This is a genomic window from Shewanella psychropiezotolerans, assembly GCF_007197555.1.
GTDB lineage: Bacteria > Pseudomonadota > Gammaproteobacteria > Enterobacterales > Shewanellaceae > Shewanella > Shewanella psychropiezotolerans.
Window position 1 is genome coordinate 289,949 of sequence record NZ_CP041614.1, and the last position, 24,087, is coordinate 314,035.

Here is a 24,087-nt window from a genome sequence, read left to right on the forward strand (position 1 = left end):
GAAATACGGAGTATCTGTTGTGCTTACTGATGTGGACTTAGTTACTCAATTTTCTGCCGAATTAGGTCATGACTACTGCATCGCTAAGAGCTATGTAAAAGATGTGCCTACCCAGGCATTACTGCTGCTTCGTAGTCTTACCCATAAATTAACGGATTTGCTGGCTGAGTCCAAAGGAGTCAAGTTCGCGGGTCCAAATCTATACGACAGAATAGAAACTCTTAATAATCAGCGTGTCATCGATGTACGTATTACCAGAGCCCTGCATCGTTTACGAGGGGATGGTAATCGTGGAGCCCATCCGGAAAAATATCACCTGACTGCCGAACAATTACAGCAGCTCAGTGAAAAATCGATAGAGAAGCTATTAAAACTCATCGAATCTTTGTTTAAGCAAGTCACGGGTAAGTCACTGCCTAAGTATAAATTTGAGCCATTCGATTTATTGGTGGGGCGGGATCTCTGTTATAGAGCCGTGATGCAAGGCGAAGCAGAAGCCCAATATCTTGTAGGAATGTCACTCAAAACTCGTGCTCTTATGCAGCAAGAACAAGAGCTGGCACTCGAGGCTCTCGATGATGAAGAGGCTGCCCAATCAAACCTTTCCAGAGACACTTTAGCCAAGGCCCAATATTGGTTTTCTCTGGCTGCCGATCGGAATATGAATGCTATGCACGAGCATGGCGTCGCCTTAATTCACGGTTACAAAGGTGAGTCCGACGTCGTTGCAGGGGAGAGGGCTATTGCTTTGTCTGCCCAGGCTGGTGTTGCCAATGCTATGGCCTTGTTAGGTTACTTCTATCTGGTAGGTAGTGAAACCGTCACTATCGATCTCGATAAAGCTCAAGAACATCTGCAGGGTGCTGCCGAGCTGGAGCAAGCGGAGGCGATGGCGAACTTAGGTGTGTTGTTTTATCAGCAAGGTGATCTTGTCCAGGCTAATGACTTTATCTCCCAAGCCGCTAAGGCTGGCTTTCCCCATGCTCAATACAATCTTGCCTTGATGTTGGCAAAAGGGGAAGGCACAGAAATCGATCTATTGGCCAGTGAGCACTGGATGAAAGAGGCGGCAGAACAAGGGCAGCTCGATGCCATGTTCTCTCGTGCCCAGGCCTTGCTCAATGATGATGGTTCTACAAGTGTTGAGCTGGCTTTGGCCGAGTCTTATCTCAGAGAAGTGATCAAGTACGGTCATAGTGTCCCCGCCATGATTGAACTCAGCATAGCCTTAGCCGACGGCATGCTTGATAAAATTGATGTAGTAGGCTCTGCGGCTCTGCTCAAGTTAGCCAAAGAGCGGGCAAGTAACGAGGAACTCTCCGTCATAGAGCCATTATGGCACTCTCTGCTGCAGCAGGTTGAAAATGTGCTCTGTGTTGCAACTAAGACAGAAGAGTTAGCTGCCCTAGAGAGAGCAAAAGAACTGCTTTCTGATTAATACCTATCTATAGCGGTAGATATAAGTCCATCTGGTCAACCCCTCTTATTCTACTATTTAGAAAACTAAAATTGAAATTCTGCGCACTCAATATTTGCATACAATATGCAATGTGTTACATTTATGTTATTCAGGCTGAGAGGATACTTAATTGCTGACACGTGCGGACGAAAGACAAGACTGGGAAGGTGATCTTATGGATGATCAACAATTGAACCGGAAGCTCAATGATATTGCCGAGTGTTATGTCAAGTTGGTACTCGCTATCGGCCTGCATGATCCCTTCTATGTCGATGCCTTCTACGGCCCAGAAATTTGGCGATTGGAGTGTAAAAAACTCAATCTGACAGAGCTGCAGAAAATGGCAAAAGCACAGCTAAAGTGCCTGAACTCTCTCAGTCTATCGGATATTGACGCTAAACTCATCTCCAGGCATAGCTTCTTAAACAAGCAAGTATCATCTGTGGTTTACTACTTGAGCCATCTGCAAGGGGATAGAGGTAGCTTCGATGTTGAGTCTGAAGGTTTATACGATACTCAGTCGCAAAAATTTGGCTTATGTTCATTCGAGTCGATACAAGATGAGATCGATAAGCTGTTACCGGGCGAAGGAGAGTTAGCCGAGCGTTTCGAGCAGTTTAGAGCGGAATTTATAGTGCCTCAGAGCAAGATCCCTGCGGTATTCGAGGCTGCGGTAGATAAAGCCAGAGCGCTCACTGGGGTGCATATAGAGCTGCCCCATGATGAAAATTTCAGTATCGAGTTTGTCACCGATAAGATCTGGACCGCCTATAACTGGTATCAAGGTAACTATAAGAGTCTCATTCAGCTTAACCAAGATCAGCCTCTTTATATTGAGCGGTGTCTGGAGCTTGCCAGCCATGAAGGCTATCCTGGTCACCATGTATTCAACCTGTTGCAGGAGAGAGATCTGGTCAGAACCGAGCAATGGATCGAATATGCAGTTTATCCTCTCTATAGTCCTATCTCTTTTCTTTCGGAAGGCAGTGCTAATTATGGCCTGAGCCTTATCATGTCTAAGCAAGAGGTGATCGATTTTGAATATGAGACCTTGATGCCATTAGCAGGTATCGAGGGGGATATTGAGAAATACCACAAGGTGTTGGCGTGTTATAAGAAACTCGCCTATTTGGATAATTTGGTCTGTGAGCAGTTGACCGATGGTCATATCTTGGAAGAGGATGCTCAAAACCTCTTGATAAAATATGGTTTGTATACTCAGTCAAGAGCTAAGCAAAGGGTGAAGTTCTATCTCTCTAATCGAGCCTATGTGATTAATTATAATCATGGAGAGGAGAGTGTAGCCCGATGGGTAGAAAAAGATGGCGAGACGAGAAAACATGAGCATTGGAAGCGTTTCGAGGCGCTGTTAAAGCGGCCTCTGACAGCTTCACAATTTAAAGTATAACGCTTAGCGCTTTCCTGTGTCAGCGCCTGAAAGGTGACGCCTGCTAGCTTGGGTCGTGCTCGTAGGTACGTCCTTGGTGCGGCTCAGCTTGATGACGTTTATCCGCAAAGGCCTTATCGGTAAATATTTGCTGGTTCTGCTGTTCGCTAGCGGTAGAGAAATTACTTTGTTGCTGCTTATCTGTATAAGCTCCCTGGGCTTGCTGCTGTTTAAACTTAGCTAGCTGTCTCTTAAGAAATAGACGACCAAACAGGCTTAACAAGATAAAGCTAATAGCGCCGAACAATAGCAGGAATGGCAGAGCGATGAGCGCTAGGGTGATGACTGCAATACCGATAGCAAACGCCATCCAACCTTTGGCTCCGGAGAATCTTGTCTGGAAAGGTGATTGCTGAAATTGACTATAGATCATAAAAACTCCAAAAATTAACTGTGTCCAGTTTGCATATTTAATAACCTAAGATCACGTTAAATTCAGTTAATCTGGCTGTGAATATGTAACAGATTGTCTGTAAAGGCGATAACACCTCAAGAGTCACAATGATAAACCAGTTTGGATTAATCTAAGCTGAATAGCGGGCTAATTATCACAAGTTTCGTTATCGAAAGCTTCGGCGACACTCTTACATATGGTTTCCCTTATCCATTTATGACCGGGTTCCTCGTTATTTCGAGAATTCCAAAGCAGAACATAGGCCAATGGAATAAATTCGAATGGCAGTGGCAGCTCGACCAATGGATACAGCTTTCCGGCATGGCGGGCAAAGCTAGATGGCAAGGTGAATATCAGATCGCTATGAGCGCACACACTTGCCGCACCATAAAAGTCCGGTACCGTAGTACTAAGTTTACGTCTATGGCCTAAGTTTGCCAGATGATAGTCAAGGGCCCACCAGTCATTGCCTTCACAGCGCACCTGTACATGTGACATTTCCAGATAGATGTGTATATCCCATTGGCCTGTTTTTACCGCAGAAATTATTGGATGATTTTCTCTGACCAAACAGATCTGCTTATCGGTAAACAGGGTCTGGTGAGATATTCCGTGGGGAAGCCTGTCAATTTGAAAATCTGATTGTGGATGTAGGTCTCTGCCTGATATGCCGAAATCGATCTGTCCCTTCTGTAAGGCCTGCATGGATTGCTCCATCCATACATAGGTATCGAGTTTCAGGTTTGGCGCATTATTGAGTAATGGGCCGATAAAATAGGGTAATAAGGTTTCATAGGCACTCTCAACCATAGCGAAAGAGAATTGACGATTGCTGCTTGCTGGAGTGAAACTAGGAGGTTGTGTCAGCTGGTATAGACCCTGAAGCATATCTGGTAATTTCTGGCCCAACTGTAAGGCATGGGCCGTGGGCTTTAATCCATGGGCGGTGCGATGAAACAGGGGATCTCCTAGAGTATCGCGTAGGCGATTAAGGCTCTTACTGAGCGCCGATTGACTCAAGTGCAGACGACTGGCTGCGCGGGTGACACTTTGTTCTTCCAGCAGTACCTGCAATATGACCAGCAGATTGAGATCGATTCTCGCCAGGTTATCCAGATTCATTAGTTATTCCTTAAAGGAAATTCAGTTCTGAAATTATACCATTTCTGTTCATAACATCACTGAGCTAAAATTTGGCCATAGAATAATGCTACATCTTGAGAAAAATAATGCGTCGAAATCTGTTACCCATACTCATGTCTATGGTGGTACTAAGTCCATTAGCCATAGATATCTATCTACCCTCTATGCCGGCGATGGCTGCCGAGTTTTCTGTTTCATCGAGTGAAATTCAATCGACCTTAGTGCTGTTCCTATTCGCTATGGGGGTGGGGCAAATTCTCATTGGCCCACTAGCGGATCGTTATGGACGTCGTCCTATAGCTATCTTCGGTATTTTACTCTACATAGCTAGCAGCATATTTGCGGCCATGGCCATGGAGTTTCATTGGTTGCAGTTGGCCAGAGTACTACAGGGGCTAGCGGCCTGTTCAACATCGATCGTGGTCTTCAGTGCGGTGCGAGATTGCTTCACCCCTAAAGAAGGTGCGCGATATTATAGCTATCTCAATGGTGTTATCTGCGTGATCCCTGCATTGGCTCCGACTCTGGGTGGTTTGTTGGCGTTGCAGTTTGGCTGGCGCTCGACCTTCATCTTTATGACGCTCTACGCCATAGTGATGATGTTAGTCGTAGGATACCGTCTACCGGAAACCCGACCAGCTAATACTGTTACCACAGGCCCTCTTTACCGTTGGTCACGTTACAAGCCTGTACTGAGTGAGCCCCATTTCATGTTCTATGCATTATGTTGCATGGCTGGAATGGCGGCGATTTTGAGTTATGTTTCCTATGCGCCAGTTTGGTTAATCGAGCACTTGGGCATGTCAGAGCTGGCCTTCAGCGGGCTGTTTGGTCTCAATGCTGCCGTCAATATAGCTGCCTGTTTCCTGGCTCCTATGGTGATAAATAAGTTAGGCAATCGTCCTACTGTTATCCTGGCACTGAGAATCATGTTGCTATCGGCAGTGTCGCAGGTTCTGGTTCAGATCTGGGGGCCACAAGCAGGGCTGGCAGCGGCATTTAGCTTTATGCTGCCTATGATGCTGCTCTGTATCGGTTTTGCCCTACTGCTTGGCCCTGCAACGAGCATGGCTCTGTCGGCATTCGGCGAGCGAGCCGGAACAGCAACGGCCATGCTTGGATTCATTCAGATGAGTGGCGCCTCTCTATTGGCCGGACTTGTACAACAAACGGATCTGACGGCTCCCTATGCAGTTGCGCTGGTGATGGGGGGTTAGCTATTATGTTATTAGTTATGTTGGCCATACCGCGTTTAGATCATTGGCATCAGGAGCAGCATGCGCACTAGGAGAAGTGTCTAGGTTCTAGGAATTAGGAACGAACTTGTATCAAGCAACACCCTTTGCCCGCCGACTGCTAACCACAGGAGACGGGCTTTTTTTTGTACATGGACCTTTCTTTAAAACTGTTATCCAAGCATGCCATGGATGGCATAGGAGGGGATTTGTATCGGGTTCAAGATACAGTTTATATCTCATGTCGGTTACACTAGTGTTTCTATATATTAATTGAAATAAGAGAGCCCAGTGGCCCGCCCTATTTGCCCTAAATGTCATTACCCCTTGAAGGCTTGTCTCTGCGAGAGTATCGAGCCGATGCATGCCTCGACTGAGTTGGTTGTGTTGCAAGATCCAAGTGAAGTGGGTCATGCCAAGAATAGCGTGCGCTTGTTATCTCTGGTTATCCCGGAGACGCAAGTCTTAGTTGGTGAGGGGCCTGATGATTTTTCGCAACTGCGCCAATATCTCGATGCCTGTACTAAGCCTGTCTATCTTGTTTACCCCTCCGATAAGAGCAAGAATGCCGAGGAGGAGAGATTCGATGATGAGGTTATCTTGCTGCTGCTCGATGGCACTTGGAGGAAGGCCTATAAGTTATTGCAGCTTAATCCTTGGTTACTTAAGTACCCTTCCTTGCATCTGGATCTGCAGTCAGGATCGAATTATACCATTCGTAAGGCGAGCCGCAGTGATAGCCTCTCGACATTGGAGGCGACGGCCATGGTGCTCAAGGCCATAGAGCCCAAATTAAGTGTGACTCCTTTAACGCGTGCATTGAGTGCCATGGTGAATCAACGCCTTAACTCTATGCCTGCGAGTGTGCGAAAGCGTTACGAGTAATACCGATTGATATAATAAGCTTCTTTATTTGTTAGGGCCGACAGCATCTTTTTATAACAGTCTTGGCCTATGAAAAATTATCAGAGGTAAAGGTATCAGCTGTCTTAGGGTGACCAAAAAAATATCCCTGACCGAAGCCTTTTCCCATCTGTTCCAATATCTCTTTCTGTTGCTTGGTTTCTATGCCTTCCACCACAAAACTGATATCTAGGGCTTGAGCTAGCTGGATCATCGCCTGACAAAGCTGTTTCCCTTGTGGTTCACTGAGCCTACGTGCAAATCCTGCATCTATTTTCAAGCTGTCGATCGGTAGGCTGCCGAGTTTGCTGAGGGAGGATAGACCTGCACCAAAGTCATCGATTGCAATGCTAACACCTAGATTTTTTAATAGGCAGAGAGTGTTCTGAACTCTCTCTGGTTGTCTCAAAAGTGCCGATTCAGTGATCTCTAGTACCAGAGCCTCTGCGGGCAGCGAGCTTATTGTTAAGGCTTGGCTGACGTGCTCGACAAAGTCTGGGTGTTCCAGTTGCATGGGTGAGACATTGACACAGACCTTGAGGTCGGGAGCGTGCTGTTTACGCCACTCTGCTATTTGCTGACAAGCTTGCTTGAGTACCCATTGGCCTATGGTGACCAGTAGGCCGGTTTCTTCCAGTAATGGCACAAAGTCGCAGGCTTTGATAACTTCACCATTACTCTTTTGCCAGCGCAGTAGTGCTTCGGCACCGATAACGGTATTGCACTCTAAATTAACGATCACCTGATAGGCTAACTTAAACTGTTTTAGGCTGTGAGCATGCCGTAGTTCGCTGAGTAGGATGAGTTTTTTCTCTGCTTCTTCATGCATCCAAGCATCATAAAACAGCACGTGTTGTGGGCTTTTCTTGGCACTGTACATAGCTGTATCGGCTAGACTGAGTAGCTTGGAGGCTTGATTGCTGTGCTCTGGAAACAGGGCTATGCCTATGCTGGTGCCCAGATAAAACTTCTGATCGTTAATTTCGAACGGGGCATCGAACAGCGTCATTATCTGCTTTGAAAATGCTTCAATCTCACCTCTATCTTGACAACCCTGTATGACTAAGGTGAATTCATCACCGCCCAGACGAGCTATTTCGGCCTTATCTATACAGCTTGCCTCTAACCTGGCCGAGACCAGTTGTAATACTTTGTCTCCGGTGGCATGACCAAAACAATCATTGATGTTCTTGAAACCGTTGAGGTCGAGAAACATCAAGGCGCCGATTTCATTTGGATTGTCTTTGATCTCTTGCAGGGCTTGATTGAGCAATAATTTTAAGTGAAATCGATTGGGTAAGCCTGTGAGTGCATCATACATAGCTTGCTCGGTTAGCTTAGCTTCCAATTTTTTCTTGGCACTGATGTCACTGAAGATGGTGACATAATAGATGTTTCCATCTGCGGATATTTTCCGGCAACTCTTCCATGCCGGAAACTCTGAACCATCGGATCTTTGTTTCCAGACTTCCCCCTGCCAGCTGCCACGCTCTTCTAAGGTGTTGTTGTATTTCTCCTCTTCGGCTGGCGTATGTTTCCGCATAACGATGAGTTCTGTATTCTTCAGTAGCAGTTGATCTGCGCTATAGCCACAGATGCGACACATGGCTTTATTAACGGCAATGATTTGGTGTTTTTCATTGGTGATATAAACAGCTTCGGCGCTGTCTTCCAAGGTGATAGACATCAGCTCTTTGGGTAAGGCGTCGAAGCCATTTCCTGTAATTGTCCTGGCTCTGTTACGTCTGTTGGTTGCAATGAACTGTGCCAAGACAACTGTTTCGCCCCCTAAGTCAAATGGGAAGAGAGCGACTCTGGTTGGCAGCTCTGTTCCTTGTTGGCTCAGATGAAGCCAGTCAAATTCGATGACATCACCTGCGATGGCTTGGCGGATCATCTCCTGAGAATATTCGACACTATTTCGTCCGGAAGATTGAATTCGAGGCGAAAAGTCATAAGGAGTAGCATTGACGAAGTTGTCAGCTTGAGTTTGAAAATACTTAAGCGTGGCCAGATTAGCCGCGATAAAGCGATAACCTTTGATTATGGCTAATGGAGATGAATCAGCTTGCTGTAGCCAAGACTCAAGCTTCACGGATAAGCTTGGCCTATCTGAAGTTAGCTTAGATAATAGATGAGGCCATTGGTCCATTCCTTTACTCCCTTGTCCCATATCCCTGTTTATCGTTTAGGTGTTAATTCAGTTAAAAATGCATTGTATCTATTAGCACAAGATTACAGCAGGATTAAAAATAACCTTATTTCCTCAGTTACTCAAACTTGAAATGCATTTTTATAATATATAACCGATATTTAGATGATTTCCCCCTGCATTTTTTGCTAGGACTTAAGGTTAAGATACAGTTTAAATCGTACTCTGCTCTTGGGGGAGAGCTTAGAGGAGTTTATTTTCGATCATTTAGGGGCTAGTTTATTTCTTATTCGGCATAAAGATTCGACGCCCTAGATCCATTGCTCTGTTGTGAGCTGCCTACAATAGAGGTAACCGAGAGACTTCCCCTTAAAAACCTGCGCCAAGCCAGAATAAATGTTGATAAGGAGTTCGCTTTCAACCGGGCTATCTGTTTTCCAAGCCTCTATCTAGGGGGTAATTTATTGCGTTTTGGTATGAAAGCCATCAAGCTTATGTTCAGCAAAATGATAATACCGATATGCCTGATTTATATGCTCTCAAGGAGGAGTGAATGATATCTAATAGAAGTTACCGTTTCAGTCTGAAAGCCTGTGTATTTGGGGCGGCTTGTTTATTTCCCTCAACTTTCTCCATGGCATCAGACACTCAAAGTTTGTCTCAAAAAGCCGATGCGGCACGTGAACAGTCCCAAAAATTGGAGCTCGAACAGTTACAAAAAGCCAGGGATGCAGCGGGCGAAACACAAGCGCGAGAGAAAAAAATCTACAAAAAAATGCAACCAAATGACTGGGAAGCCGAACAGAGAGTTAAGGCGAAAAAGCAATTTGTTGAGCGCGAGTCTCGCGAGGGAAAATACCTTAGAGAGGCGAGGGAAGCGGCCTCAAAAGAACGGAAAATACCAAAACCTTTTTAAAGCTAGCTGAGTAAAATGTACTTATTCAGACTGTTTTAGCAAGTGATTGAGAATCACTTTTTGTACAAAAATCTCAGCCTCACTCTGGGGGCTGTTTATGATAAACCCATATTGGAGCTGTTCTTTGTCATGTTCGATTCCAATTGCATTCTTAACTGTGATCGACATGGATAAAGTTTCCATGTCTGGCATGATTTTAACCTGAAGCAGGTAGTTGCCTTCCTTTTCTATTGTGTCATTATTTTTGCAGACAAAGGCCCCACCCTTGATTGATATATCGCTTAAATTTCCATGTGCCAGAGGCTTAGCCTCAGCGCTATTTCCGCTTGCTTCACTAGATGCAGGCCTGAGTAACGATTCAACATTTATAGAGATTCTAGAGTGTTGTCTAAGCGCTACTTTTTGTATCTCCTTAGGATAGTCTACAAGCAACCATCGTCCTGAACCGTTGATGAGTTTTTGGATACAGGTTTTAAAGGCAATCACATTAGCATCGGGTTCATCAGTTTTGACAATGCGTATGATGACTCCCTGATCTTGAACAATAAAGTCACTAGCCTGTTGCCAAAGCTTGTCAGAGCCAAGGGCCAATATTATGGATACATGTGGATCTACACCGACAAGCCTAGTTCGTAATCGTATAGGCTGAGTTGGGGTTAGGATCTGAATATGCACCTCAGTATTACAGGCAATATTATCTAGATAAGAAAATTCGTAAGCTTGTGATTGAGGCACTTGTTACTCTCCATTTTTCTATTTAAACCATAGCGTATAACTTTGAATTGATGTTTTTTTTTGGCTATAAAACCATTTTTAGAACCAATAAAAATTAGAAGTGTAAGGGTGTGGTCACGCCTGTTCGCTTGAAATTACAGCGTTTTTAGTTTCTTATACAGGGAGATTTCAGGAAGAAAAATAAGGCGTAGATAGGGGAATAATATGCTAAGAATTAAAAATTTTATTTTGTTCGTTAGGTTTTCATTAGCTGCATTTTTTACGTGCTCGGTTTTATCAGTTGTTCATGCAAAGGAGCTGATAGATACCAAGAGTTTGGCTCAAGAGGTTGAGAGTGAAGTGATATCTTGGCGACGAGATCTTCATCAGTACCCAGAGCTCTCAAATCGGGAGTTTCGAACCAGTAAGATAATTGAGAAGCACTTAATCTCCTTAGGATTAGATGTTAGAACCGATATCGCTCATACAGGCGTTGTTGGCATTCTTAAAGGAGGTAACTCAGGTCCTCTGATTGCGCTTCGCGCAGATATGGATGCTCTGCCTGTGAAAGAGGAGGTAGATCTTTCTTTTGCATCTAAGGCGATAGATACCTATCGCGGACAGAAAGTAGGGGTGATGCATGCCTGTGGCCATGACACTCACGTCGCTATCTTAATGGGGGTGGCTCAGAGTCTGGTTAAGGTCAAAGAGCACTTACATGGTGATGTGATGTTCATCTTTCAGCCTGCTGAGGAAGGAGCACCAAGCGGTGAAGAGGGGGGGCCGAACTTATGCTGAAAGAAGGATTATTTTCAGAGAGGAAGCCTGAACAGATATTCGGTCTACATGTCACCTCCAGCATGCCTACTGGCATGATAGGTTTGCGATCCGGGCCAGCAATGGCTAGTGAAGATTCTTTTACTATCACCGTTAGCGGCAAGCAAACTCACGGCTCCCGTCCCTGGAATGGAGTAGATCCAATTGTGGCAGCGGCGCAGATCATTAATGGTGTACAGACTATCATAAGTCGACAAGTGGATGTGACAGCTGCACCAGCTGTCGTGAGCTTTGGTGCAATAAATGGTGGCATTCGTTCGAATATCATCCCCGATAAGGTGGAGCTCATCGGTACCATAAGAACCTTCGATCAAGATATGAGAGCCGATATAAAGAAGCGTTTAGCAAATACTGCCTCATTGATAGCCGAGAGTATGGGGGCTAGCGCTAGGACAGTGATACAGCAAGGCTATCCCGTCACAGTCAATGACCCTGAGCTAGTGCAGAAGATGGAGCCTGTTTTACTTGGCGTGGTCGGGGAGAAAATGTTGATAGAACCGGGTTTGATCACTGGGGCTGAAGACTTTTCCTATTATGCGTTAGAAACACCTGGCATGTTCTTTTTCCTCGGGTAACACCTGCAGGGACAGATTATAAGATTGCTCCAAGTAATCATTCTCCGCGTTTTTATGTCGACGAGAGTGCGTTTGTCATAGGTGTGGAAGCATTGACTCAGTTAGCAGTGACATCACTTAGATAAGATTCAGGTCATTGTTATTTTTTGTAGTATGTTATTTACAATTTGTTTCTGTTTATTTACTCGGTCACAGTTGAATTTTAACGATTTTTAGCATTATATGTTCGACCAAACGTGTCATTCATATCGAGTCGGGATAAATAACTGGCTTTATGGGATGCATCAGAGAGTCGAACTGTTCGATTAAACATAAAAAAAGGGAGCGAAAAATGATTCGCAAAATCTTAGGGCTGGTACTGATGTTAGGGGCCTTGGTCTCAACAACAGTGCAAGCGACCCAAGCCGAAGATATTAAGAGTTTTACTCTGGATAACGGCATGAAAATTATGGTGTTGGAAGATTCATCGATTCCAAATGCCAACATGTATCTGTTTTGGAAAGTAGGGTCTCGTAATGAAGTGCCGGGTATCACAGGGATCTCTCATTTCTTCGAGCATATGATGTTTAATGGTGCTAAGAAGTACGGCCCTAAGATGTTTGACCGTACAATGGAAGCGGCTGGTGGAGCTAACAACGCCTATACCACAGAAAATCTGACTGTCTACACAGATTGGTTTCCTGCCAATGCATTAGAGACCATCTTCGATCTGGAAGCCGATCGTATCGGGCATCTGGATATCGATGCCAAAATGGTGGAGAGCGAGCGTGGTGTTGTGGCCTCTGAGCGTACAACTGGTTTGGAAAATTCAAACTGGCGTACTCTGCAGGAAGAGCTAAAAGGCATTGCATTTAGGGCTCATCCATACAGCTGGTCTGTGATTGGTCATGAGTCAGACATTACAGCCTGGACCTTGGACGATTTGGTGCAGTATCACAAGACCTATTATGCGCCCAATAATGCTGTGGTTGTCATTGCTGGAGATGTGAAGTTCAACGAAGTAAAAGCGTTAGCCAATAAATATTTCGCTCCTATTCCGGCGCAGGCGTCTCCAAGAGAAGTGAAAACGGTTGAGCCTCTGCAAAAAGGTGAGCGTCGAACTTATATTCAAAAGGCTTCGGTAAGCACACCTAATGTCATGCTTGCCTACCATGTGCCTTCGACATCACATGAAGACTACTATGCGCTGGACTTGCTCTCCTCAGTGCTTAGTGAGGGTAATAGCTCTCGTCTGTATCAATCCTTGGTGGAGAAGCAAGTTGCCATCGAAGTTGAAACTTACCTGCCGATGACAATCGATCCAAATCTCTTTTATGTGATGGGTGTCGCTAACCCAGGAATCACTGCCGTCGAACTTGAGAAAGGCATGATTAGCGAGATCAATCGCATTGCCCGTGAAGGTGTGACCGAGAAGGAGTTGGAGAAGGTCAAAAATATCAAGTTGATGAATTTCTATCGCTCCATGGAGACTATCAATGGTAAGGCCAACACGGTTGGTACCTACGAGCTGTATTTTGGTAGTTTCGACAAACTGTTTAATGCTCCTGAAGCTTACAACAAGGTTACACCTGCAGATCTTCAGCGTGTGGCACAAACTTATCTACGTCGTGCAAACCGTAGTGTCGCCGTGCTGGCAGCAACAGAGGAGACAGATGAATGAATACGTTAACTCATCTCACTAAGCGTTCAAATAAGCTGATAACAGCTATCACTCTGGGCAGTGTATTAGCACTTTCGGCTTGTGCTTCAACTCAGACCAGTACCAGCGTCGATACTGGCAGTTTCAGCATGCCAGCCTATGAATACTTGGTCCTGGATAATGGTCTGACTATATATCTGATGCCTCAAAGAGAAGTGCCTTTGGTGACTGTCAGTGCTGTGGTGCGGGCTGGTTCGGTAAATGATACGACTTCAGGTGTGGCTGCAATGACGGCTCAAAGCCTGTTACTGGGCGCCGCTGGAAAATCTAAGGCCGAGATAGAGCAGATGGTAGATTTCCTTGGTGCCTCTATCTATGCCGATGCGGGCAAAGAGGGTAGCTATATCGGTGCCGACTTCATGGCTAAAGATAGCGATACTATGTTGCCTCTCATCAAGAGTCTGCTTTTATCACCAAACTTTGATGCCAACGAATTCGATAAATTGCGTCAACGTGAGATTGCCGGATTGTCTCAGGCTAAAGAGAGCCCCCGATCTGTGATCAGTCGCTATTTCGACAAACTCGTCTTCGGTGCACACCCATACGGTAATGCTACCTCTGGCACCAGCGAGTCTTTAGCCGAGCTAAATATTTCACAGCTGAGAGCATTTCATAAGAGCTATTACCAGCCGAGGAACACGGCCATCAGTGTGGTTGGTGACTTCGATGCTGAACAGATGAAAGCCGAACTTAGTCAGCTGTTCGGTCAGTGGCAGAATGGCGAAAAAGTCGTGGCACTAAATCTGAAGGCGCACCAGCCTGAGCTTTCGTCTGCGAACGTCTTATTAGTCGATAAGAGTGATGCCATAGAAACCACCTTTCTGATTGGCGGTAAGGGTATCTCACGGGATAACCCAGACTATGTGGGCTTGAAAGTGGTCAATACTATCTTAGGTGGCCGTTTTACCTCTTGGCTCAATGATGAGTTAAGGGTTAATGCCGGACTGACCTATGGCGCTCGCTCTGGATTTGTTGCTTACTCTCAGGGCGGTGTATTTAGAATTAGTACCTTTACCAAGACTTCTACGACCAAAGAGACTATCGATCTGGCATTGAAAACTTATGCCAGGCTGTGGGAAACGGGCATAGACCAACTAACGCTAGATTCTGCCAAGGCCTATGTCAAAGGCCAATTTCCGCCTAAGTTTGAAACCAGTGGCCAGCTTGCAGGTTTGCTATCCGATATGTACCTCTATGGCTTCGATGATGGCTTTATCAATGATTTTCAAGCTAAAGTGGACGGTTTAACTTTGGCCGAGACTCAGAGATTGGTCAGCACTTACTTCCCGCAGCAGAATCTGCAGTTTGTCATCATAGGTAATGCCGAGAAGATAGCGCTTATTGCGGCCGAGTATGGCGAAGTTACCAGCTTAGACATCAAAGCCGTTGGTTTTGGAGGATAGCAAGTTAGTCTAATAAGCTTTAGGGCTAGAGTCCTAAAGCGTTTCTTGCTGCAGCTTTGTTTGCTCTGTCCTACACTTGATGCTTATAAGGTATTAAGACCAGGAGGGTCGAGATGGCAATAAGTAATGCAGGGACTAGCAAGCTTAAGATGGAACTGCCTTTAAGTGATGCCGATGTCGATTGGTGTCATATTCAAGAGACCACCAAGGTGCTGTTGTTGGCTATGGCGCAGATAGAACTATCTTTGAGCGATGGCGAGCATAATGTGACCTCATTAGGTGCCTTGTTCACCGATATGGCCATGCATCTGGAAGGGATGAATAGCTACCTGACTCAAGTCGAAGGCACGCCGTTTGAAGTATTATCTCATGGTGAAAACCTAGCAACAGCCGTTAACGAAGGGGTCGTCGCGTTCCAGTTCTACGATCGTGTTTCCCAACGTTTGCAACACGTGATCATGGGGCTGGCATTGATGGAAGAGGTGCTTAGCAGCCAGAAGCAAAGGATTTCCCCCGAGTCGTGGAAAAAGCTCCAAGAAGAGATAGAGGGGAGTTATTCACTTGATTGTGAGAGAAAAATGTTCAATCTTGTACTGCAAGGAGTCCCGGTACACGAAGCCTTGAAGCTTTATAAGGATCAGCATCAAGTTACCCTCAAAGATGATATCGAGTTATTTTAGAAAGAGTATCGTTTCATGTGCGATAGCCTTGTGGGTATTTATGCCTATTTCATCCTGGGCAGAGAAGGCTCATTTCGGTGATTTTTGTACGGCACTTGCGGGTCATTGGCAGGGCAGTGCAGCGAAACTGAAGCAACAGCCTATGCAGACTTCAGTTCAGGCTATCTGTTCTGCAGATCAACAACAGTTATTAGTCTCAGTCAGTCGTAATGCAAATCATAATTTCAGTGAAACCTGGTGGTTCAGGCGCAGAGGTGAGTCTACTTTTCTCATTTACTTCGATGGAGTCAATGAGGACAAGTCTCAAAGCTTTAGCCTATACCGCCAATATGGCAGCTATACCTTGTTGGGAGAGGGGGAGTTGAATAAACGCCCCGCATTGATCCAACTCAGGTTTGAGCCTAAAGATAATGGCTGGCTCTGGTTGCAGAATGTTCAATATCTGGATGACGATACCGATCGTTATCTCTTCTATCGAGGCATCGAGATGGTGCGAGTATCCCTGCAAGAAGAAAATTAGACTCTATGTTACGAGCTAGATAATTTCTATTAGCTGGAACTCGCATACTTTGTCACAAGGCTTATAACGCCCCTTCGAAGCCGATTTGACGCCAGGCTTCATAGCTGATGATGGCGACGGCATTGGAGAGGTTAAGGCTTCTGCTTGTTCCCGCCATGGGGATCTTGAGTCTCTGGCTCGTTGGCAAAGATTCGATGATTTCTATGGGAAGTCCGCGTGTTTCCGGCCCAAATAAGAGTACATCTTCCTTCTCGAAGCTGAGTTCGCTATGAGGGCGACTCCCTTTAGTCGTGCAGGCCATGATGCGCCTTCCTTTCATTGCTACGAGGAAGCTTGCATAGTCTTTATAGCGGGTGACGCAGGTGAGATCGGCATAATCTAATCCCGCACGGCGTAGTTTCTTCTCTTCGAGATCGAATCCTAATGGTTCAATTAAATGTAGCTGGCAACCATTGTTGGCGCACAGGCGTATGATGTTACCTGTATTGGGAGCGATTTCGGGCTCATAGAGTGCGATATGAAACATGCTGATCTGCCTAAATAATAATGAAGTGAGATTATGACATAAAGCAGGCAAGAAAAAATACCCGCAGTGGGTGAGCTCCGTCTTGTTTCTCGGTCGCTAGAGTATACGCCAGGCTTGGTTTCTGTTTATATTCTGGAGTGAAAAATCAGCATTAAAACAATGCATCGTGGGTGTGAGGAAGTGTATGGATCTGGTCAAATTATCCCGTATCAGCATGAAACATCTGATTACTTTACATGTGATGTTAGATACCTTGAGTGTCACAGCTGCCGCGGAGCGACTCTGTCTAAGCCCTTCATCCGTCAGTAAAACCTTAAGTCAGCTGCGCGGTAATTTGGGGGACGATCTTTTCTATCGCCATGGTAACAAGCTGGTGGCGACACCTCTGGCGCGTAGGTTGGGACCGAGTGTACAGCAGATGATCTATGATATGGAGCAGCTGTTGAGCCAAGACCAATTCGATCCTTCCAGCTGTGAGACGCGCTTTTCACTGGCCATGCGTGAGAGTACCTTCGAACTGCTGGCGGCTAAATTGAGTGCCCATGTGCTTGCCTTGGCACCCAATATCAGGCTGGATATCAGTACCAAGGACAGTGTCGGTTTCGATGGTCTGATCGCAGGCTCGCTGGATTTTATCATCTTGCCCCACGATCTCAGTCAGCCGCCAGTCCCAAGGCATGAGCTGGTGTGGAAAACCTTGTTTCAGGATGAGATGGTATGTCTGATGAATCCAGATCATTTCCTAGCAGAGAGGGGGCGAGGAGAGTTGAGTCTGGATGACTATCTCAGTTACGGTCATATCGGCATCACCGACGGCGATCTGAATATTCCCTTCTTTGAGATGCAGCTGGCACAGCTGCAATGCCGCAGAAAAGTCAGTATCTCACTGCCAGACTTTGGTAGCGCAGCCTTGATGTGTCACCATTCAGCACTGCTCTTCACCTGTTCCCGTCGCTGGGCCGAGATGGCGCTACAGGCCAAGGGGCTAGTTAACCGAGCCCTGCCCTTCGATTATGGCGAAGTGGCCTATAGCCTGGTGTGGCATAGTGCGGCCATGAAAGATCCTGCCCAACGTTGGCTCTATGAGCAGATATTGGCGTGCAGCGAGACGGCATAACAAATTTAGACTAAGGAATGACTAGGGATAGCTAAAGAAAAAACTCATAGATAGGCGGAAGGTAAGACTAAAGAGGTTATCCCGAGTTTAGTGAGTCCCTCGGCCAGAGCCGTCATATCCGCTTCACTGCAGGTTTGCCATTCTAGTGCCTCCCCCTTAACACCATGATGCCTAAAGGCATTGAGTCTGATCTTAGTCGAACTCGGCAGGCGCTGCAGATACCCAGCCAGGGCCGTTATTTCTGAGTCGAAGTCAGATTTCCCCGGAATGTGTAGTAGCCTGACTTCATATAACTTACCCCGACTGGCCAGAAGCTCAATAGAGCGAAACACCCTGTGGTTATCCCGGCCCGTCAGCCATTTATGGGTTTCTGTCTGCCAGGCTTTAAGATCGACCATGGCACCATCCAAATAAGGTAATAGCTTGTGCCAACCCGACTCACTCAGGCTGCCATTGGTGTCCAACATACAGCTAAGGTGCTGAAGATCCGGGCTGGATTTTAAGGCAGAGAATAGGTCTACAATGAACATGAGTTGCAGACTGGCTTCGCCGCCGGAGACTGTGACTCCTGTGATAAAGGGGCTATTTTTTCGAATAACAGCCAAGAGCTGAGTCACTGTATATTGCCGGGTCTTAGGGCTTGCCTGTTTCGGACAGGCCTCCAGACATGCATCGCATTTGATGCACAGGTCTGTGTCCCAATGAATGACGCCAGATCCATAGGGCTCACTTAGTGAAAGGGCCTGAGCCGGACAGGAGGGGATGCATAGGCCACAACTATCACACTGACCTATGGTGTGAGGGTTGTGGCAGGACTTGCAGTCAAAATTACACCCCTGAAGGAAGATGACCAGTCTATTGCCGGGGCCGTCGACGCAGGAGAAGTTCAATATCTTAGAGACGGTTGCGCTTCTCTCATTTTTCATCTGCTGGACAGGATCCCCACAGGCTTGCTCTAAGATTCGTAGCAAGGCGCTTGCTCATGACTGGTGACTCTGGGCTTACGATCTAAGATGCCGGTATTGGCCGCTGCTTCTGCACCTAGGCCCGTGGTATTGGTACGCGAACCTCCTTGCTTAAAGGCGGCGATATCTGACAGCTTGATCATGTAGCCTGTTACCCTGACCAAATCATTAGAGGCCACATTAGCGGTGAACTCACGCAGTCCCAGACTCAAGGCTCCCTTGCATAGCTGGTACATGGCTTGTGGATTCGATTTCACCGTCTCATCGATAGTCAGTATCTCGCTGATCCCGGATGAGTAATACTGGTGATGCTCGGCCAAGGCCTGAATATGGGTAACAGGGTCCGGCTCGGTGCCATAGGGTATGCGCACTCCTGGGGTGACGTCCTTATCCAGACTGATACCGCCCTGAGCGTGCAGCAGCGCTCGGCCACGGTATCCGTAGGTTACAGGTGTCGATTTTACTATTTTGTCCAGTGCCGCAGATATGCGATAGCCAAGTTCATTGGCGGTCTCACAGTGACCGTATGATTTAGATGATGCCTTGGTCTCACCCAGCAGGCAGTTCACTGCCTCCGCCATGCCATAGATACCGAACATGGGAGCAAATCTCGTCTCCAGGATCAGGCCCTCTTCGACCAGGAAGCTGGTGAAGAAGTGTGACTCTTCATGGAGATAGCGACTTCTGGCCTGGATCAATTCATACATGAGTTGGCTATAATAGGGCAAGGTATTGCTGAAGAAGTCCTGAGTGTCTATGGCGAGCATTGCCACTTGCTTGAGGTTGAGACGAACCAGAGTGTTGGCCCCACCCGTCAGCGGCAGTGAGTTGTAGCAGCTGACTATGCCGAAACCTGAGTCGTCAAAAGTCTGAGCATGTATCGGGTAATTGGCGATATGGGGCTTGCTGCACTCGCAGATGTTGTCGGTTGCCTGCTGCAGCAGCTTATCGGGTGTGGTGTCTGGATCGTACATAAAGGTGAGGTTGGGAGCGACCTGCTTCAGTTCGGCGTCAACACGCAAGATAGTGCGGCAGATGATGTTATCTGACGGGCCTATGTTCACATGCATAAAAGCATCGGGCAAGGTGCGATCCAGCATGATCCAGAATAGCCTCAGCTTGTTATAGATAGTTTCATCATCCAGCTTGGCCACATAGGGCATCAGCAACTCATCTAATTGACCCAAGTAGACTGGGATGTTGGTCACCGAAGGCACATGGTGATAGATGATGGTTAAGGCATTGATGGCCTCATCAAGATTACGTGCCGGCTCCAGCTCCAGGTATTTTGAGCCTTGAGCCAGGTACTTAGCGTAGTCGGGCAGTACATAGCGAGGCTTAAAGGGGGCATGGCCCTCGAACATGTCGCAGATGATCCCCGAGTCCATCGCCTGTCTGACGGCGCTCGAGACTTGAGGATATGGCAGGCTGGCTTCGGCCTCCAGGGCCAGATAATTCGATTTCTGTTTTGGCGTTAGGCTGGTGTCGGTCACTATACGACTGAATGTGTCTTGGGAAGTCATCTGCATTATCCATATATGAATGATACTGACTAAATTACTCCCTAAGCTCATTGGCCAACAGTGAAAAACCCTGCAGCGTCTGTTTCCAAAATGGAAAATCGATGCCTCAAGTCACAGTTTTCCCCTGAGACAGTCTGCCTCAGGGGAGTCGACTCCCCTTAGAAGAATCCCAAAGGATTGATGTCGTAGCTGATAAGCAAGTTCTTGGTGTTTTGATAATGATCTAACATCATCTTATGGGTCTCACGTCCGATCCCCGAGCGTTTATAGCCCCCGAATGCGGCATGTGCCGGATAGGCGTGATAGCAGTTAATCCACACGCGCCCCGCTTGGATCCCCCGTCCCATACGCTGTGCCTTGTTCATATCACGAGTCCAGACTCCGGCGCCGAGACCGTATTCGGTATCGTTGGCGATGGCCAGTGCCTCGGCTTCATCTTTAAAGGTGGTCACTGAGATCACCGGGCCGAATATCTCCTCCTGGAAGATGCGCATATCGTTGGTGCCCTTGAGGATAGTCGGCTTGATGTAAAAACCGCCACTCTGGCCGCCTTCGAGTTTGCAGATATCGCCGCCTAACAATAGCTCGGCCCCTTCCTCTTTACCTATGGCTAAGTAACTCAAGATCTTATCGAATTGCTCTTGGGATGCCTGTGCGCCGACTTGAGTCTCGGTATCCAGAGGATCGCCTTGCTTGATGGTCTTAGCGCGTTCGATAACCTTGGTCATAAACTTGTCGTAGATAGACTCATCGATGAGTACCCTAGATGGGCAGGTACAGACTTCGCCCTGATTGAAGAAGGCCAGCAACATGCCTTCGATTGCCTTGTCTAGATACTCATCTTCATGATCCATCACATCGGCGAAGAAGACATTGGGTGACTTACCGCCCAGCTCTACCGTCGAGGGGATCAGTGAGTCGGCGGCGCACTTAAGAATATGTTGACCAATATTTGTCGAACCTGTGAAGGCCAGCTTGGCAATACGCTTGCTGGTGGCCAATGCCTGTCCAGCCTCTGTGCCAAAACCATTGACGATATTGAGTATGCCAGCAGGTAGCAGATCTTCGATAAGCTCGACCAGTACCAGGATAGATACCGGCGTCTGCTCCGCAGGCTTGAGGACGATACAGTTACCCGCCGCTAGTGCCGGGGCGACTTTCCAGGCCGCCATTAACATGGGGAAATTCCAGGGGATGATCTGACCGACGACACCTAATGGCTCAGGGAAGTGATAGCTGACCGTATTGGCATCGATATCGGCAGCACTACCCTCCTGGGCGCGGATGCAGCCAGCGAAATAACGAAAGTGATCGACAACTAAGGGGAGATCTGCGGCGAGAGTCTCACGCACCGCCTTACCATTTTCCCAGGTTTCGGCGATAGCCAGATATTCGATGTTCTGCTCGATACGGTCGGCAATCTTGAGTAGCAGATTGGATCTGTCTGTGACTGAGGTCTTCCCCCAGGACTCTCTGGCTTGGTGTGCAGCGTCCAGTGCGAGTTCGATATCTCTCTCGTCCGAGCGAGCGACCTGACAGAACACCTTGCCATTAACGGGTGAGCTGTTCTGGAAGTATTCGCCGCCGACCGGGGCTACCCATTGGCCGCCGATATAGTTGTCATACTTGTCTTTGAAATTGATCTTGGCGCCGTCGCTTCCTGGTTGTGCGTAGTTCATGCTATTTGTCCTTTAATTTGTCTTGTTAGTTAACTCTTACTGAGTCATTAGCCGATACATCTGTTGTATCTTATTGTTTTTAAGTGCAAAGAGTTTTCTCTACCTAAGTGCTACTTTCCTGGGGGATATCGCAATCATTGGGCCAAGCTGGCCGGAGTTGTGATATCTGTGAGGTAACAGTATGATGAAAAACTAATTTTTGATGTCTTTATGTGCGAAAACCAGCAAGAAGTTGCACTGGTATAGCGGCCGCACTGTGGCATAAGTGCACACCATGAGTGTGCCAAAATGGAACACTGCTATGACACTAAAACTCGGCGCTCAGCAAGAGAACATGCAGCATTGGCTATCAGATTCCTGGCTACGCAGCCAAGGTGCAGGGCTTACTGAAGCCTGTCTTCCTGAGGAGATGAGACTAGATAGAGGCGCACTGGAAGATCGGAATTTTCATCATAAACAGCTTATAGAGCTGGTAGAAAACCATGCGCTGCCGTTATTTAGTCAACTCATGTCACACACTTCGAGCCGGCTGATTTTGTCTGATTGCGAAGGCTATGTGCTGTGTCATTGGGGAGTGAGCAAGTATTCAGATAAGCTAGCTAATATTGCACTGGATGTCGGGGTTAATTGGCTGGAGCAGCATAAAGGCACTAATGCAATTGGTACTGCACTAAAGGCGAAACAAACCATATCTGTCATTGGTGAGCAGCACTTTATTAAGCAGCATAGATTTATGAGCTGCACCGCCAGTCCGATATTTTCTCCTGCCGGTGAGATGATCGCTGCCATAGATATCACCACGGAGCAGCAGCGACATACTCAGCAAACCCTACTATTAGTGTCCAGTCTGGCTCAACAAGTTGAAACGGCTTTACTCTGTCATCTGCCACATAGTCACTATCGAATCGACTTGGCCGAGCAAGCAACGCTGCTCGACTCGGGCTGGCAAGGTATCGTCATCGCCGATAGCGAAGGTAAGATCTTAGGCACTAATGCCATGGCGAAGAAATTGTTGAATACGCCGGGTGTAGGTGAGGACATCGAGCGTTATATTGGTAGCCAGTGGCCCCAAAGTGAAGCCATATCTCAACATAGAGACCTGCATCTTAAAACTCAGGCCATAAAACCCAATCAGACTCAGGTACTAGGTCATAAAGTCGCGGTGCGATTTAAAGACCCTAAATTAGAGCGTGCCTGGCAGCAAGCCAATAAGGTCGTAGGCAAGTGCATTCCCCTGCTGGTATTAGGTGAAACGGGTGTGGGAAAAGAGCAGTTCGTGACTAAGTTACATAGCCAAAGTAAGCGTTGCGGCCATGCATTTGTTGCAGTCAACTGCGCCTCCTTACCCGCAGATTTAGTCGAGTCTGAGCTATTTGGTTATCAAGCCGGGGCTTTTACCGGCGCCAGTAGGAGCGGATACTTAGGTAAAATTCGTCAAGCCGATGGTGGTTTCCTATTTTTGGACGAAATAGGTGAGATGCCGCTGGCGACCCAAAGCCGGTTATTGCGGGTATTACAGGAGAGGGAGGTCACCCCAGTCGGTAGCAACCGCAGCTACAAGGTGGATATTCAGGTCGTGGCGGCTACCCACACAGATCTCGAACAGTTGGTGAAAGATGGTCGGTTTAGGCAAGATCTCTTCTACAGGCTCAATGGTTTGCAGGTGACCTTACCATCACTGCGGCAGCGCAGTGATATCGAGCGCATCATTCATAAACTCCACAGAAAATATCGTGTGTCACTTCAGCTAATAGAGGTATCACTATTGGCAAAGTTGCTTGGCTATCACTGGCCGGGAAATTTGCGTGAGCTGGATAACTTGATGCAGGTCGTGTGTCTGATGTCAGAAGGCGAGCAGGAGCTTAACTGGGGGCATCTGCCGGATAACTTACAGCAAACTCTAGCTAAGGAAAAGGTGAGTACAGGACTGGTCACAGTGCCCCAGAATAATGAATTAGCAAGCGTGGTTAATAGCAACATTATTGCCTCCTATGCTCTGTCTCAGGGCAATGTCAGCCTGTGTGCTAAGCATCTGGGGATCAGTCGTAATACTCTTTATCGCAAGTTAAAACTATTGGGTATTAAGAGTTAAATAATTGCTAATAGAATTTAGTGATTACCTTAATCGATTTAGATCTCTTCTTTTAATTCATTTTTTGAATATACTGTTTGTAGGCAGAAAAGAGCTTTAGATAATGCA

At 46.9% G+C, this 24,087-nt stretch carries 18 protein-coding genes and 2 pseudogenes; 12 read left to right on the top strand and 8 right to left on the bottom strand.

What is annotated here, in order from left to right; all coding sequences use genetic code 11:
* The first annotated feature begins 19 nt into the window (after window positions 1–19).
* Together FM037_RS01300 and FM037_RS01305 are read left to right on the top strand one after the other, a co-directional pair.
* Complete coding sequence (locus FM037_RS01300) at window positions 20–1,438, top strand: DUF4145 domain-containing protein (protein WP_144044506.1); 1,419 nt, start codon at window positions 20–22, stop codon at window positions 1,436–1,438.
* A gap of 151 nt (window positions 1,439–1,589) precedes the next feature.
* Window positions 1,590–2,867 carry a hypothetical protein gene (locus FM037_RS01305; RefSeq protein WP_227993413.1) on the top strand — a complete coding sequence of 426 codons (1,278 nt, stop codon included), beginning with the start codon at window positions 1,590–1,592 and terminating at the stop codon, window positions 2,865–2,867.
* Window positions 2,868–2,910: 43 nt separating this feature from the next.
* Here FM037_RS01305 and FM037_RS01310 read toward each other — a convergent pair whose 3' ends face one another.
* Entirely contained in the window at window positions 2,911–3,279 is a 369-nt protein-coding gene (locus FM037_RS01310) for a hypothetical protein (protein WP_144044507.1), read from the bottom strand.
* 168 nt (window positions 3,280–3,447) lie between these two features.
* On the bottom strand, window positions 3,448–4,422 hold the full coding sequence (locus FM037_RS01315) for a LysR family transcriptional regulator (RefSeq protein ID WP_144044508.1): 975 nt from the start codon (window positions 4,420–4,422) through the stop codon (window positions 3,448–3,450).
* Between the two features lie 107 nt (window positions 4,423–4,529).
* Between FM037_RS01315 and FM037_RS01320 the strand changes: the two are divergent.
* Together FM037_RS01320 and FM037_RS01325 are read left to right on the top strand one after the other, a co-directional pair.
* Window positions 4,530–5,731, top strand: a pseudogene (locus tag FM037_RS01320) (multidrug effflux MFS transporter).
* A gap of 238 nt (window positions 5,732–5,969) precedes the next feature.
* Entirely contained in the window at window positions 5,970–6,563 is a 594-nt protein-coding gene (locus FM037_RS01325) for a tRNA-uridine aminocarboxypropyltransferase (RefSeq protein WP_144044509.1), read from the top strand.
* 67 nt (window positions 6,564–6,630) lie between these two features.
* Here the strand turns inward: FM037_RS01325 and FM037_RS01330 are convergent, their stop codons facing one another.
* A complete protein-coding gene (locus FM037_RS01330) occupies window positions 6,631–8,733 on the bottom strand; it encodes a putative bifunctional diguanylate cyclase/phosphodiesterase (RefSeq protein WP_144044510.1) in 2,103 nt (700 codons plus the stop codon).
* A 634-nt stretch (window positions 8,734–9,367) separates the two neighbouring features.
* Here FM037_RS01330 and FM037_RS01335 point away from each other — a divergent pair.
* Window positions 9,368–9,649 carry a hypothetical protein gene (locus FM037_RS01335; RefSeq protein WP_227993422.1) on the top strand — a complete coding sequence of 94 codons (282 nt, stop codon included), beginning with the start codon at window positions 9,368–9,370 and terminating at the stop codon, window positions 9,647–9,649.
* Between the two features lie 21 nt (window positions 9,650–9,670).
* On the opposite strand, the gene FM037_RS01340 is transcribed toward FM037_RS01335, so the two are convergent.
* Window positions 9,671–10,384 (bottom strand): flagellar brake domain-containing protein, encoded by a 714-nt coding sequence (locus FM037_RS01340; protein ID WP_144044512.1) that lies wholly within the window; start codon window positions 10,382–10,384, stop codon window positions 9,671–9,673.
* 204 nt (window positions 10,385–10,588) lie between these two features.
* Here FM037_RS01340 and FM037_RS01345 point away from each other — a divergent pair.
* From FM037_RS01345 to FM037_RS01365, 5 genes and pseudogenes are all read left to right on the top strand, one after another.
* A pseudogene (locus FM037_RS01345) lies at window positions 10,589–11,900 on the top strand (amidohydrolase).
* Between the two features lie 206 nt (window positions 11,901–12,106).
* Window positions 12,107–13,435 (top strand): M16 family metallopeptidase, encoded by a 1,329-nt coding sequence (locus tag FM037_RS01350; protein ID WP_144044513.1) that lies wholly within the window; start codon window positions 12,107–12,109, stop codon window positions 13,433–13,435.
* Window positions 13,432–14,877, top strand: coding sequence for a M16 family metallopeptidase (locus FM037_RS01355; protein ID WP_144044514.1), 1,446 nt, complete (start codon window positions 13,432–13,434; stop codon window positions 14,875–14,877). The genes FM037_RS01350 and FM037_RS01355 overlap by 4 nt, the downstream gene beginning before the upstream one ends.
* A gap of 113 nt (window positions 14,878–14,990) precedes the next feature.
* The gene (locus FM037_RS01360; RefSeq protein ID WP_144044515.1) at window positions 14,991–15,557 is read left to right on the top strand and encodes a hypothetical protein; all 567 of its coding nucleotides are present in this window, start codon (window positions 14,991–14,993) and stop codon (window positions 15,555–15,557) included.
* Window positions 15,558–15,597: 40 nt separating this feature from the next.
* On the top strand, window positions 15,598–16,077 hold the full coding sequence (locus FM037_RS01365; RefSeq protein WP_227993415.1) for a hypothetical protein: 480 nt from the start codon (window positions 15,598–15,600) through the stop codon (window positions 16,075–16,077).
* Window positions 16,078–16,138: 61 nt separating this feature from the next.
* On the opposite strand, the gene FM037_RS01370 is transcribed toward FM037_RS01365, so the two are convergent.
* On the bottom strand, window positions 16,139–16,603 hold the full coding sequence (locus FM037_RS01370) for a tRNA (cytidine(34)-2'-O)-methyltransferase (RefSeq protein ID WP_144044517.1): 465 nt from the start codon (window positions 16,601–16,603) through the stop codon (window positions 16,139–16,141).
* A gap of 184 nt (window positions 16,604–16,787) precedes the next feature.
* On the opposite strand from FM037_RS01370, the gene FM037_RS01375 reads away from it, so the two are divergent.
* Window positions 16,788–17,720, top strand: a complete 933-nt coding sequence (locus tag FM037_RS01375; RefSeq protein ID WP_144044518.1) for a LysR family transcriptional regulator — start codon at window positions 16,788–16,790, stop codon at window positions 17,718–17,720.
* A gap of 44 nt (window positions 17,721–17,764) precedes the next feature.
* Here the strand turns inward: FM037_RS01375 and FM037_RS01380 are convergent, their stop codons facing one another.
* The 3 genes from FM037_RS01380 to exaC form a co-directional block, all read right to left on the bottom strand.
* Complete coding sequence (locus FM037_RS01380; protein ID WP_185977041.1) at window positions 17,765–18,646, bottom strand: YjjW family glycine radical enzyme activase; 882 nt, start codon at window positions 18,644–18,646, stop codon at window positions 17,765–17,767.
* 29 nt (window positions 18,647–18,675) lie between these two features.
* Window positions 18,676–20,208: a YjjI family glycine radical enzyme gene (locus FM037_RS01385; protein ID WP_144044520.1), complete on the bottom strand. Its 1,533-nt coding sequence runs from the start codon at window positions 20,206–20,208 to the stop codon at window positions 18,676–18,678.
* A gap of 158 nt (window positions 20,209–20,366) precedes the next feature.
* Window positions 20,367–21,887 carry an acetaldehyde dehydrogenase ExaC gene (exaC, locus tag FM037_RS01390; protein WP_144044521.1) on the bottom strand — a complete coding sequence of 507 codons (1,521 nt, stop codon included), beginning with the start codon at window positions 21,885–21,887 and terminating at the stop codon, window positions 20,367–20,369.
* A 301-nt stretch (window positions 21,888–22,188) separates the two neighbouring features.
* On the opposite strand from exaC, the gene FM037_RS01395 reads away from it, so the two are divergent.
* Window positions 22,189–23,979 (top strand): sigma-54-dependent Fis family transcriptional regulator, encoded by a 1,791-nt coding sequence (locus FM037_RS01395; RefSeq protein WP_144044522.1) that lies wholly within the window; start codon window positions 22,189–22,191, stop codon window positions 23,977–23,979.
* The last annotated feature ends 108 nt before the right edge of the window (window positions 23,980–24,087 follow it).

Coding starts and splice junctions, on each gene's coding strand:
- FM037_RS01370 (WP_144044517.1), bottom strand. CDS start 16,603: ATGTTTCATATCGCACTCTATGAGCCCGAAATCGCTCCCAATACAGGT.
- FM037_RS01335 (WP_227993422.1), top strand. CDS start 9,368: ATGGCATCAGACACTCAAAGTTTGTCTCAAAAAGCCGATGCGGCACGT.
- FM037_RS01385 (WP_144044520.1), bottom strand. CDS start 20,208: ATGACTTCCCAAGACACATTCAGTCGTATAGTGACCGACACCAGCCTA.
- FM037_RS01375 (WP_144044518.1), top strand. CDS start 16,788: ATGGATCTGGTCAAATTATCCCGTATCAGCATGAAACATCTGATTACT.
- FM037_RS01360 (WP_144044515.1), top strand. CDS start 14,991: ATGGCAATAAGTAATGCAGGGACTAGCAAGCTTAAGATGGAACTGCCT.
- FM037_RS01310 (WP_144044507.1), bottom strand. CDS start 3,279: ATGATCTATAGTCAATTTCAGCAATCACCTTTCCAGACAAGATTCTCC.
- FM037_RS01395 (WP_144044522.1), top strand. CDS start 22,189: ATGACACTAAAACTCGGCGCTCAGCAAGAGAACATGCAGCATTGGCTA.
- FM037_RS01355 (WP_144044514.1), top strand. CDS start 13,432: ATGAATACGTTAACTCATCTCACTAAGCGTTCAAATAAGCTGATAACA.
- FM037_RS01380 (WP_185977041.1), bottom strand. CDS start 18,646: ATGAAAAATGAGAGAAGCGCAACCGTCTCTAAGATATTGAACTTCTCC.
- exaC (WP_144044521.1), bottom strand. CDS start 21,887: ATGAACTACGCACAACCAGGAAGCGACGGCGCCAAGATCAATTTCAAA.
- FM037_RS01365 (WP_227993415.1), top strand. CDS start 15,598: ATGCCTATTTCATCCTGGGCAGAGAAGGCTCATTTCGGTGATTTTTGT.
- FM037_RS01350 (WP_144044513.1), top strand. CDS start 12,107: ATGATTCGCAAAATCTTAGGGCTGGTACTGATGTTAGGGGCCTTGGTC.
- FM037_RS01315 (WP_144044508.1), bottom strand. CDS start 4,422: ATGAATCTGGATAACCTGGCGAGAATCGATCTCAATCTGCTGGTCATA.
- FM037_RS01330 (WP_144044510.1), bottom strand. CDS start 8,733: ATGGACCAATGGCCTCATCTATTATCTAAGCTAACTTCAGATAGGCCA.